Annotated in this window: 11 protein-coding genes; 7 read left to right on the forward strand and 4 right to left on the reverse strand. The window is 65.2% G+C overall.

The annotated features are described in order from the left end of the window. The first annotated feature begins 51 nt into the window (after window positions 1-51). On the forward strand, window positions 52-1,554 hold the full coding sequence (locus NHH88_26660; protein USX13207.1) for a CYTH and CHAD domain-containing protein: 1,503 nt from the start codon (window positions 52-54) through the stop codon (window positions 1,552-1,554). A gap of 92 nt (window positions 1,555-1,646) precedes the next feature. Here NHH88_26660 and NHH88_26665 read toward each other — a convergent pair whose 3' ends face one another. From NHH88_26665 to NHH88_26675, 3 genes are all read right to left on the reverse strand, one after another. Further along, window positions 1,647-2,069 carry a hypothetical protein gene (locus NHH88_26665; GenBank protein USX13208.1) on the reverse strand — a complete coding sequence of 141 codons (423 nt, stop codon included), beginning with the start codon at window positions 2,067-2,069 and terminating at the stop codon, window positions 1,647-1,649. 37 nt (window positions 2,070-2,106) lie between these two features. Then, window positions 2,107-2,706, reverse strand: a complete 600-nt coding sequence (locus NHH88_26670) for a LysE family translocator (GenBank protein ID USX13209.1) — start codon at window positions 2,704-2,706, stop codon at window positions 2,107-2,109. A 108-nt stretch (window positions 2,707-2,814) separates the two neighbouring features. Continuing rightward, on the reverse strand, window positions 2,815-3,813 hold the full coding sequence (locus NHH88_26675; protein USX13210.1) for a LysR family transcriptional regulator: 999 nt from the start codon (window positions 3,811-3,813) through the stop codon (window positions 2,815-2,817). A 151-nt stretch (window positions 3,814-3,964) separates the two neighbouring features. Here NHH88_26675 and NHH88_26680 point away from each other — a divergent pair, with 151 nt between their 5' ends. The 6 genes from NHH88_26680 to NHH88_26705 all read left to right on the forward strand — a co-directional run bounded on the left by NHH88_26680 (window position 3,965) and on the right by NHH88_26705 (window position 10,886). After that, window positions 3,965-4,672, forward strand: a complete 708-nt coding sequence (locus NHH88_26680) for an HAD family hydrolase (protein ID USX13211.1) — start codon at window positions 3,965-3,967, stop codon at window positions 4,670-4,672. A gap of 92 nt (window positions 4,673-4,764) precedes the next feature. After that, window positions 4,765-6,039: an NAD(P)/FAD-dependent oxidoreductase gene (locus NHH88_26685; GenBank protein ID USX13212.1), complete on the forward strand. Its 1,275-nt coding sequence runs from the start codon at window positions 4,765-4,767 to the stop codon at window positions 6,037-6,039. Window positions 6,040-6,177: 138 nt separating this feature from the next. Continuing rightward, window positions 6,178-7,725 (forward strand): hypothetical protein, encoded by a 1,548-nt coding sequence (locus tag NHH88_26690; protein USX13213.1) that lies wholly within the window; start codon window positions 6,178-6,180, stop codon window positions 7,723-7,725. Between the two features lie 4 nt (window positions 7,726-7,729). Next, on the forward strand, window positions 7,730-8,278 hold the full coding sequence (locus NHH88_26695) for a DinB family protein (protein ID USX13214.1): 549 nt from the start codon (window positions 7,730-7,732) through the stop codon (window positions 8,276-8,278). Then, the gene (locus NHH88_26700) at window positions 8,275-9,306 is read left to right on the forward strand and encodes a 2-hydroxyacid dehydrogenase (GenBank protein ID USX13215.1); all 1,032 of its coding nucleotides are present in this window, start codon (window positions 8,275-8,277) and stop codon (window positions 9,304-9,306) included. The genes NHH88_26695 and NHH88_26700 overlap by 4 nt, the downstream gene beginning before the upstream one ends. 185 nt (window positions 9,307-9,491) lie before the next feature. Then, on the forward strand, window positions 9,492-10,886 hold the full coding sequence (locus tag NHH88_26705) for a DUF3422 domain-containing protein (GenBank protein ID USX13216.1): 1,395 nt from the start codon (window positions 9,492-9,494) through the stop codon (window positions 10,884-10,886). On the opposite strand, the gene NHH88_26710 is transcribed toward NHH88_26705, so the two are convergent. Then, window positions 10,887-11,777, reverse strand: coding sequence for an alpha/beta hydrolase (locus NHH88_26710; GenBank protein ID USX13217.1), 891 nt, complete (start codon window positions 11,775-11,777; stop codon window positions 10,887-10,889). Window positions 11,778-11,931: the final 154 nt, after the last annotated feature.

Consider the following 11,931-nt stretch of genomic DNA (forward strand, 5'->3'; position numbering starts at 1 on the left):
CCCGGCAGAGCCGTGCGCCGCCCGCCCGGATTTTTCATCTACACTGGCGCCATGGAAGTCGAACTCAAACTATTACTCGCCCCCGCCGACAACGAGGCGCTGATGCGTCACCCGTTGATCGCCGCCCACGCCAGCGGTCCCGCGCGCGCGCAGCGGATGACTGCGCGCTATTTCGATACGCCGGATTTGCATTTCCTGCACCACGGCGCCGGCCTGCGCGTGCGCAAGGTCGGCGAGGAATGGATACAGACAATGAAGGCCGGCGGCAGCGTGCAAAGCGGCTTGCATAGCCGCAATGAGTGGGAATGCCCGGTGGACCGCGCCTGGCCGCGCCTCGGCCGCCTGCGCAAGCTGATCGGCAACGACCCGCAATGGCGCGACATGCTGGACCTGCCGGACCTGAAGGAGCGGCTGGAGCCGCTGTTCCTGGTGGAGGTCGAGCGCCACACATGGGATCTGGAAATCGAAGGCAATTCGATCGAGCTGGTGCTCGACCAGGGCCACATCGAGCGCCACGGCCGCAAAACCGACATCAACGAAATCGAACTGGAACTCAAGGAAGGCGAACCGGCCGCGCTGTACGCCTTCGCGCTGGAACTGCACAAGCAGATCCCCCTTCGGCTCAGCAACATCAGCAAGGCCGAACGGGGCTATCTGCTATGCCGCCAAACCGGCACCGCGCCCTACCGCGCCCAGGCGCTGAGCCTGGCCCCGGACAACACCGTCGGCGAAGCGCTCAAGGCCATCCTCGACAACTGCCTGCAACACATCCAGCGCAACGAGGAGGCTGTCATCCATGGCGACGATCCCGAGACCTTGCACCAGATGCGCGTCGGCCTGCGCCGCCTGCGTTCGGCCTTAAAACTGTTCGACGCCGCCGCCCCCTGCCCGCAAGCGCTGGCTGGCGACATCGCCTGGCTAGGCACGGAACTGGGCGGCGCCCGCGACGCCGACGTGTTGCTGATGTCGACCTTGCCGCGCATCCAGTCCAACCCAGGCGGCAAGAACGGCCTGCTGGAACTGCAGGCGCTGGCGCTGGCCGCCGCGCGCGGCTACCGCAAAACAGCCGCGAAAGCGCTGCTGTCGCCGCGCTACACGCAACTGTTGCTATCGATGGGCGTATGGATGCAGCACATCTCCACGGATGTTCCCGACAGTCCGCTGCCGAAATTCGTGCACTCCACGATGCAGCGGCTGCACAAGCAATTGATCAAGCGCGCCAACCGCATGGACGACGATGACGCCGACTCCATCCACCGCACCCGCATCGCCGCCAAGCGCGCCCGCTATGCGCTGGAATTTTTTCACTCGCTGTACCGGCAGAAAGGCTCGCGCCAATATCTGAAGACGCTGGCGGCGATCCAGTCGGAGCTGGGCCAGCACAACGACCTGATCATCGCCGACCGGCTGTTGCAGGAAATGGCCGAGCAGCATCCGGACGCGGCCGACACCATCGGCTACGCGCGCGGCTACTTGCAAGCGCTGCAGTCGCAACAGCCGGTCGACCTGGACCAGATCCGCGACACCTTGCACCACCTCAAGCTGCCGCACTGAACCCAAACCCGTTTCCCGCATCGATACGCGTGCCTCACCACTTAGGGGTCGTACCCCAAAGGGTACGACCCCGTATGGCTGTGCGGGTTACCTTACCGCGCCGCGCCGCTGGCGGCCGGCACCGGCTTCGACGTCACCGTCCAGGCCAGCGTGCCGGTGCACTTGGCCCGCACCACCGCCGACAACGTCTCGTCGGCCTCCTCGCTCGCCAGCGGATATTCCTTGGTCCCCTCGATCTTGAAATGCAGATCGGGCATGGTGGAACTGGCGGTCTTCGACAGCACCGGCGCATAGCCACGCTCGGCAAGGATCTTACGGCAAGGCTCAAGACCCTTCAAATCGAACGATTCCAGCTTGACGCTGAACACCCAGCGCTCCGCCACGCCGCGCGCGGCCAGCACGGGGTCGGGCAGCATCAGGTTCGATGGCAAGGTGGCGGCGCCGGCATGGGCGGCAAACGCGGAGGCGGCCAGCAAAGCGGCGCGGACGAAGGAGGAAACAAGACGGCGATACATGGACATTCCTCAAAATTCAAATCGAGCCGCCATGGTATCAGCCCACGAGAATTGGATACAGCGTGGCCACCAACAACAGCGCCATCACCACGTTAAAAATGCGCACCGAGCGCGGGTCCTGCAGCAGGCGGCGCATGGCCACGCCGAACATCGCCCACGCGCCGACGCCGAAGGTGCCGACCGCGTTGAACACCAGCGCCAGCTGCGCCACGTCGACGGCACCGAACCCCTGCGGCAGGTAGGTGGTGATGGCGCTGATGGACATGACCCAGGCCTTGGGATTCACCCACTGAAACGCCGCCGCGCCGACAAACCCCATAGGTTTGGACCGCGCCGCCGGCTCGGCGTTCATCGGCGCCGCGTTGGCCAGCTTCCACGCCAGCCACAGCAAGTAAATCGCGCCGACATACTTCAGTATCAGCTGCAACATCGGAAACCGGACGAACACCGCATGCAAGCCCATCCCGGTGGCGAAGATCATAAAGGCGAAACCGAAGGTGATGCCGAACAAATGCGGCAGCGAGCGCTTGAAACCATAGTTCAATCCCGAGGCCATGATCATCGCGTTGTTCGGCCCGGGGGTGATCGACGTGACGGCGGCGAAGGTGCACAAAGGCAGCAAGAGTTCGGGCGACATAAATTTTCCAGTGACAATCGATGGTGGGAATCAACGGCTTTATTGTAGACGCAACTGTGCTGGCGCGTACCAGTACAGTTACGCACACTTTGCACCCACGTGTATTGGTCACTTGGCCGATACGACCTTGGCAGGCCTCGCTTTCGCCGCCGCCCGCGCCGGCTTGCGCTGGCCGCCCAGCAGCTTGTAGAAGCTCTCCAGCTCGCGCCGCACCAGGTCCTGGCCGTTCTCGATGACGAAATCCTGGAACGAGGCGGCCACTTTCGGAATCGGCTGGCCGCTCAGGTGCATGATGTGCCAGTCCGCCTCCACCGGATTTTCCTGCATCGGCAGGATCGCCAGCAAGCCGGCCTCGAACTCCAGCCCGCAGGCGTGCACCGACAGGAAGCCCAGCCCCAGCCCGGCCGACACCATGCGCTTGATCGCCTCGTTGCTCGACACCTCGGAGCCGAATTCCGCCGGGTGCCCGGCCTCGCGCAGCAGCTTCTCGACCGCCGTGCGGGTACCGGAGCCGCGCTCGCGCACCATCAGGTTGGCAGCCATGACGTCGTTGAGCGTGATTTTTTTCTTCTTCATCAGCGGATGCGCGGGACTGGCGACGAACGCCATCGGATGGCGCGCGAACTTGGCCGCGTTGGTGCGCAGCTCGCGCGGCGGCGTGCCCATGATGGCCAGGTCGATCTCCTGGCGCGCCAGCATGTTGACGATCTCCGAGCGGTTCCCCACCTGCAGCTTGAGGCGAACGTCCGGCCGCTTGATCGTGAACGGCACCAGCATCGGCGGCAGCAAATGCTCGGCGGTGGTGACGGCGCCGATGCGCAAGGTCCCGCTGGTGACGCCCTGCAGCGCCGCCAGCTCGTCGCCGGCCTGCTCCAGCAACCGCAGGATGCGCTCCGAGAACGTGGCCATCACCTCGCCGGCGGCGGTCAGCTGGATGTTGCGTCCCACCTTGCGCGTGAGCGCGATGCCGGCGATGTCCTCCAGCGTGCGCAGTTGCAGCGAAACGGCCGGCTGCGTGACGTGCATCGCCTCGGCCGCGCGCGACACGCTCTCGTGGCGGGCCACCAACACCAGCGATTGCAGCTGGCGGAAACTGGCGTGATACATAAGCTCTCCCTTATCAACTATCGAATATCTTTAATTTTTCTTTTGTAGATTCTACCGTTATATTTACGTCAATGCGATGTCCATGCGATAGATCAAGTTTTTTAAAGTGAGTCGCACAAGATCAACCCCGGCACTGTTTAGCGAGAACGATATGAGCATAGACGTGATCTTCCTTGGCCTCGACGGCGTACTGTTCGACACCGAAGCGCTGCACCTGGCAGCCTGCAACGCGGCCTTCGCCAACGCCGGGCTGTCGATACGCTGGACCCTGCCCGCCCTGCGCGCGGCCGCCGCCACCCACGGCTATGCACGCGCCATCGGCACCGTCATCACCCGCGAACTGTTCGGCCGCGGCAAAGACCGAGGCCGCGCGGCCGAACTGTATGCCGACAAGCACCGCCAGTTCCACCAAGCTATCGCCGACCATCCACCGGTGGCGCTGCCGGCGGCGCTCACGCTGATCGACGACGCCATCGCCGCCGGCTGCAAGATCTGCATCCTCACCGACCTGCCGGCGCCCGCCACCTCGGCGCTGCTGGCCAACAGCTTCGGCGCGCACGTCAACAGCGTGTTCACGGTCGTCACCGGCGGCGCAAGTTTCGACGGCCCGTCCGGCACCGGCCCCTACGCCAAGGCGCTGCACGCGATGGGCGTGACCCCGGGCGACGCCATCGCCATCGATACGGCCGTCCCAAGCCTGCGCGCCGCCGAAGAAGCCGGCCTGTGGACCGTATCGGTCGCCCCCTACGGCGCCGACGTGGTGCGTCCCCGCCAATTCATCACCTTCGAAGCGCTGAACGAACTGCGCTCCAGCCCCTACACGCCCGACCAACAGCAACACCAGCAACAAGCAGCATGACCACGGAGACACGTAGGGCGGATTAGCGCAAAGCGCGTAATCCGCCAAGCTCCGCCACGAGCGCAAATCGACTCACCAACCTGGAGAAAAAAATGGAAACGATCGTCATCGTAGGGGGAGGTGCGGGCGGACTGGAACTCGCCACCCGTCTTGGAGACACACTGGGCGCCGGCAAGCGCGCCCGCATCCTGCTGGTGGACCGCTCGCCGGGCCACTTCTGGAAGCCGCTGCTGCACACCGTCGCCTCGGGAAAATGCGACCCGCAGGTCACGGAACTAGCCTTCACCGCGCAAGCCCTGGACCACGACTTCGAATTCATGCAAGGCGAAGTACTGTGCGTGGACCGCGCCCACCAAACCATCACCCTCACCCCGCGCGGCGGCCGGCAGGACGACGGCGTGTGCCGCACCATCGGCTACGACAAGCTGGTGCTGGCCCTCGGCGCGGTCACCAACTTCTACAGCGTGCCCGGCGCGGCCCGCCACGCGATGACACTGGACAGCGTGGCCGACGCCGAAGCCTTCCGCCGCCGCTTCGTCGACGGCTGCATCAGCGCCGGCGAGCGCAAGGAACAACTCAACGTCGTCATCGTCGGCGGCGGCGCCACCGGCGTCGAACTGGCGGCGGAGCTAAGCAACAGCGCCCGCGCGCTGGCCGACTATCGCGTGCACACGCTCGATCCGGAACGCGACATCCGCATCACCGTCATCGAGCGCGGCGAGAACCTGCTGCCGCACCTGCACCCGCTGCAATCGCAGCGCGCCGCAAACCATCTGCGCTCGCTCGGCATCGACGTGCGCACCGCGACCGCCGTCGCCCATGTCACCGACAACGCGGTGATCGACGCCGCCGGCGCAGCCCATCGCGCCGACCTGACCTTATGGGCCGCCGGCGTCGAAGCGCCGGAATTGTGCGCCACGCTCGGCCTGACGCTCAACCACATCCGCCAGATCGTGGTCGACTCCAGCCTGCGCGCCGCCTGCGACAGCCGCATCTACGCCTTCGGCGACTGCGCCAGCTACGTCTGCCCGATCAAGGGCGCCGCGCCGCCGCGCGCGCAGGTCGCGCATCAGCAGGCGATGTTCCTGGCCGAGCTGCTGTCGCGCCGCGACGACGGGCCACGGCCGGAGTTCCGCTACCACGACTACGGCTCGCTGGTCTCGCTCGGACCGCAGGCGGCGGTCGGCGTGCTGACCGGCGCCCTGACCGGCAAGAGCATCCGCGTTGGCGGCGCCGCCGCGAGCCTGCTGTATGCGCTGATGTACCAAAAACACCTGCTCCAGCTGCATGGCAGCTTGCGCATGGCGGCGCAAACGCTGGTGGACTGGCTGCGCGGGAAAATCCTGCCGCCGGTGCGATTGCATTAGCGCCAAACCCGCACTGCCATACGGGGACGTACCCCTCGGGGTACGTCCCCTAAGTGGTAACGCTGGCGTATCGCTAAAGGCATTCCGGGTTGATGGTGCCCGGTGCCCAGCGCCGTGGAACCGTTCTATAATGGGTTCATGACGACCATCACCTCGCTAACCCGGGACACGGCCGCTAACGCGGCGGCCGGCGCCACCGCATCGACCTCCCGCTTCTCTTCCCCGACCACCGGCGGCCCAGCCGCCGTCACCGGTTCCGGCGGCGCGTCGACCATGGTATCGCTCAGCGGCGGCCAGGATGCCCGGCAGCCCAAGGCGGTGGTCTGGGAAAACCGCACCAGAAGCGCCTCCAGCACGATGATGGCGCGGAACTTCGCCGATCAGCCGGTGGCGGGTCGACTCAAAGGCCTCGGCGGCGAGCTGCTGAAACAGGTCGCCTACGACGGCGAGGATTTCTCGCAATCGATCCAGCAAGCCCCCACTGGCGTGCAAGCCGATACCTACGACATGCTGGTATCGCCGTCGCAGGTATCGCAGCACGGCATGGGCGACAACCGCGTCGGCCTGACGATCACCACCCGCAGCGGCGTCACGGTCGAACTGTCGCTGGACGCCGGCGACAACAGCATCGCGGTCGAAGCCAAAAGCAGCGGCAAGCTCACCGAAGTGGAACGCAAGGCGCTGGGCAAGTTGTCGGAAGCCTTCCAGAAAGCCGTCGACGGCTTGACCGAAGACCCGCCGCGCGTCGACCTGGCCGGCCTGACGCAGTTCGATAGCGCGGTCCTGTCGTCGGTCGATCTGAAGGGCGAGATCAAGCTCAATCCCAAGGAAACGCAGCGGCTCGAGTTCCATGCCGACAGCGGCAAGCGCACGGTCAGTTTCAGCGGGCCCGATGGCGTGGCCAAGATCGGCGTGGACCTCAGCCAGCCCGCCAGCTGGGGCAACAAGGAGCAGCAGGCCAAGGCGCTCAACCGCTACCTGCAGCAGGTCGACCAGGCCGGCATGCGCGGCCAGGGCAATGCCGCCATGCTCACGATGTTCAAGGACGCGCTGGTCGATATGAACAGCGACTACGGCACGCCCCCGGTGGCGCCGCGCGACATGCTGCTTACCGACCGCGATCGCGCGACCACCACCGGCCTGGCCGACTTCACCGCTTCCGTCTCGCAAACCGAGGTGGCGTCCAATCCCGCCAAGTCCACCGAGAAGGACAGCTTCGCCTACGAGTTGTCGCAAAAGACCAAGATCTCCGGCCGCTCGCAAATGGACCTCGCGCTCTCGCAGCAACAGCAGTCGCACCTGAAGGCGCGCTACCACGCGCCGGTCGCCCCGACCGCAACCCTGGCGCTGGACCTGGAGCCGCAATCGCAGAACTACAAATACATGATGATCGACGAATCGGCCAGCAGTACCACCAGCATCGAATACGACAAGGGCAAGCTGGTGAAGGCCTCACTGGAGATGCAGGCCAGCCGATCGACTCGGGTGCTGGAATACATGTTCGGCAAGCTCAAAGACGACCACACCACGCCGTCCGGCAAGGCGATCACGCGCGACCTGTTGCCAACGCTGGAGCCGCAAGACGGCGGCCAATCCATGGGCGATTTCGAACGCGCACAGATGCTGTCCAAGGTGAACGACGCCATCTTCCTGCAATCGAATCCCGACGCGATAGCAGCTGAGTGAGCATATGAGCACACCCGAACATTTCGTCCTGTTGGCGAGGTATAACGCCGACATGAACCGCAACCTGTACGCGGCGGCGGCCAAGCTGCCGCCCGGCGAACTGACGGCGGACCGCAAAGCCTTCTTCGGCTCCCTCGCCGGCACCATGAACCACCTGCTGGCGGGCGACACCATCTGGCTCAAACGCTTCGCCACGCACCCGGCCAATTTCCCGGCGCTGGTCACGATGGACGGCATGCCGCAACCCGGCGGGCTGGCGCACAGCTTCAGCGACGACCTGCCCACCCTGCGCCGCCACCGCGAGCAGCTGGACGCCATCATCAGCGACTGGGTACCGCAGCTCACCGCCGCCGACCTGGCGCATGCATTCGAATACCGCAGCACCAAGGGGGACGTCTACCGCAAGCACTTCGGCAGCGTGCTGGCGCACTTTTTCAATCACCAGACCCACCACCGGGGACAGGCCAGCACCTTGCTGACCCAGGCGGGCGTCGACATCGGCGTTACCGACCTGCTGCTGTGGGTACCCGACCTGGAACCGACAAGTCCATGAAAATCGCCGTCTACAGCGCCCAACCCTACGACCGCCGCTTCCTCGACGAGGCGCGGCTTGAAGCGGTGGAAGCCACGCCAGCGTCGCCGATCGACGCCATCTACTTCGCCAACCGCCTGACCATCGACACCGTGCCGCTGGCGCACGGCTGCGCCGTGGTCTGCGTCTTCGTCAACGACATCCTCGATGCGGAGGTGCTGGAAGCCTTGCACGCGCTGGGCGTGCGCGCCGTGCTGCTGCGCTGCGCCGGCTTTAACAACGTCGACGTGCAGGCCGGCGAGCGGCTCGGCATGTTCATGGCGCGCGTGCCCACCTACGCGCCCGAAGCGGTGGCCGAACACGCGCTGGCGCTGGTGATGACGCTCAACCGCCGCACGCACCGCGCCTACGCGCGCGTCCGCGAGGGCAATTTCGCGCTCGACGGCCTGCTCGGCATGACCTTGCACGGCAAGACCGTCGGCATCGTCGGCGCCGGCCAGATCGGCACCGCCGCCGCCCATATCTTCAAAGGCATCGGCTGCACGGTGCTGGTCAGCGATCCGGCGCCGCAGCTGCAGCTGCAACTGGGCGCCATCGCCGCCCGCGTCACGCTCGACCAGCTACTGGCGCAATCGGACATCGTCTCCCTGCATTGCCCGCTGGTGGACGCCACCCGCCACCTGATCAACGCCCACAGCCTGGCGCTGATGAAGCCCGGCGCGATGCTGGTGAACACCTCGCGCGGCGCGTTGATCGACACGATGGCCGTCATCGCCGCGCTCAAGTCCAAGCAACTGGGGGCGCTGGCGATCGACGTCTACGAACAGGAAAGCGACCTGTTTTTCCACGACCATTCGAGCGACATCATCGACGACGACGTCTTCCAGCGGCTGATGACGTTCCCGAATGTGCTGGTCACCGGCCACCAGGGTTTCTTCACCATCGAAGCGATGCGCGAAATCGCCGCCGTCACCTTCGTCAACCTGGCCGCCTTCATGCAGGGCGAGCCGACGGCCAACGCGCTGGCGGCCCACGCGCCACCGACTTAGCATCGCAATCCTCAAAAAAGTGATCACCGGGTGCCGTTTTCCCCGGTAATATCGCTAGTAACATCACCCGTACGCATGACCGCCATGCGCACTGCGCGGTTGTGGCCGCGCCGCGCCTGGCTTATACTGCACTGCAACAATCCGGCTTTTCTATAACTAATAATACCGATCCACCGGAGAAGGTCATGTCCCTCGCTTACCGCGCCACCGCCGATTTCGCCAAATTGAACCACCCGATGCGGGTGCCGCTGTCGGCGGAGATCCACTCACGCCCCTTCCTGCAATTGCAGGCACCGGAAAGCCTGACCCATTTCGCGCTCTACGTGCAGCAGGATCAGCCCTCCCAAAAATACCATCGCGGCACGCAGCACCAGATTTTGCAGCAGCTGTGCACCCACTACGGCGTGGCCGGCCCGCATCCGCAGGCGCGCTACTTCTTCCATGACTTCGGGCGTTTTCGCCTGAAGTGGGAATGCCACACCGAGTTCGCCACCTACACCTTCGTCGAGCGCGGCGAGCCGGGACTGGACTTCCGCACGGCGTTCGACCGCATGCCGCTGCAGCACGTGCCGCAGGAATGGCTGGCCGGCCTGCATGGAAAAATCATCGTCGCCTCGCACGTCGTGCTGCGCAACGGCGATAGCGCCGGCGCCGACGAACAAGCCATCGCCGAACTGTTTCAAGGTAAATCGATGGTCGGCAGCAGCGTAGGCAGCGGCGCGGAAGTGTGGACCGATTTCCTGATCCAGCCCGATGGCTTCAGCCGATTCATCGTGCGCGATCTGGGCCTGCGCGAATTCCAGGCCGGCCGCCTGGTCGGGCGCCTGCTGGAGATCGAGAACTACCGCATGATGGCCCTCCTCGGCCTGCCGCACGCGGAGGCCTCGCAGCCGCTGTTGAACGGCATCGAAAACGAGCTGGCCGACCTCACCGCGACGCTGGTTCAGGCGGACATGCCGCAGTCGCTGGACGCGCGCGGCCCGGACGCGCACGAGGAACAGAACCTGCTGCACCGTATCACCAGCCTGGCCGCGCGGCTGGAGAAGCTGTCTGTCAACAACAGCTACCGCTTCTCCGCGTCGCAGGCGTATTTCAGCCTGGTGCAGGCGCGCATCCAGGAGCTGCGCGAAGTGCGCATGACCGGCATTCCGACCCTGGCCGAATTCATGGGCCGCAGGCTGGCGCCGGCGATCCACACCTGCACCTCGGTATCGCAGCGGCAGGAAGCGCTGGCCAAGCGTATCGCCCGCAGCAACGACCTGCTGCGCACCCGCGTCGGCATCGAGCAGGAACGCCAGAACCGCAAGATCCTGCAATCCCTGGACGCGCGCGCGGCCCAGCAACTGCGGCTGCAACAGGCGGTCGAGGGATTGTCGGCAGTGGCGATTTCGTACTACACGCTGGGATTGATCGGCTATGCCGGCAAAGCGATGAAGGCCGGCGGCCTGCCGGTCAACCCGGACATCCTGCAGGGCATCGCCGTGCCGGTGGTGATTCTGGCCGTGTGGATGGGACTACGCCGGGTGCACAAGCAGCTGACGGCGCGCGGCACGACGGCCGCGCAACGCCACGCCGCCTGATCACAACTGGACGGTGACCGGCTGGCCGGGTTGGTCCGGCTGGACCGGTTGCAGCAACTGGCCGCTGAAGCGGCTCGCCAGGAAGGTGGCGATGCGCTGCTGCGTCGCCTCCAGATACGGAATGTTCATGTGGTCGGAATCGGGCACGATTTCGTCCGCATGCAAGGTGCCGAGTTTTTGCACCAGCAGATCGGTATGCGAATGCGGCACCACATCGTCGAACGCCGCCCGCAGCACATAAGTCGGCGCCTTGAGCTGGTGCGCGTACTTCACCGATTCGAATTTATGCCGCAGCACATACTCCACCGGCAGCGTCCTGAATTTGCGCTTGGCGATCGCCAGGATCGAATCGTAGGGGGTGATCAGCACGATGGCGCTGGCCTCGCGCTCCATCGCCACCTGCACCGCCACGCCGGAACCGAGGCTGCGGCCGACGACGGCGATGCGCGTCGGATCGACATGATGGCGTTCGCTGAGCCAGTCGAACAGCATGCGCCCATCCTCGACGAAGTGCGCCTCGGCCGGATCGCCGTGCGAATCGCCGTAGCCGCGATAGTTCACCGCCAGCACCGCCATGCCGGGAAACAGCTTGCCGGCGTCCCGTGCCACCCACGACACTTCCTCCGAACGGCCGCCGAAATACACCACGCCTGGCGTTTGCCCCGCCACCAGGGGCGTCATCAGCCATCCGGACAAACGGGTGCCGTCCTTGGCGCGGATCACGACGGGGCGCGTGCGGTGGCCGGTGCTGTAAGGCTTGAGCACCTCGCGGCGGCTGCCGAGAGGATTAAACAGCAGCCGTTTCTGGTTGGCCGCGACCGCCGCCGTCAATCCCATCCACAGCACGCTGACAATGCCGGCCAAACCGGCGACTTTTTTTGAATTGTCCATCCCTCTACTTTACCCTCGTCTTGACTCTCTGCTGTACGCCAGCGTACAAATACATTTGCCCGTGGCAAACACCAAATGCGGGCAGGCCGGCTGTTTCTCAAGGTAAACGGGGCGAACCGGTATAATCGGCGCTTCGTTTTGCTCTCCCGCCCCC

Source organism: Oxalobacteraceae bacterium OTU3CAMAD1, from assembly GCA_024123915.1.
Classification (GTDB): domain Bacteria; phylum Pseudomonadota; class Gammaproteobacteria; order Burkholderiales; family Burkholderiaceae_D; genus Rugamonas.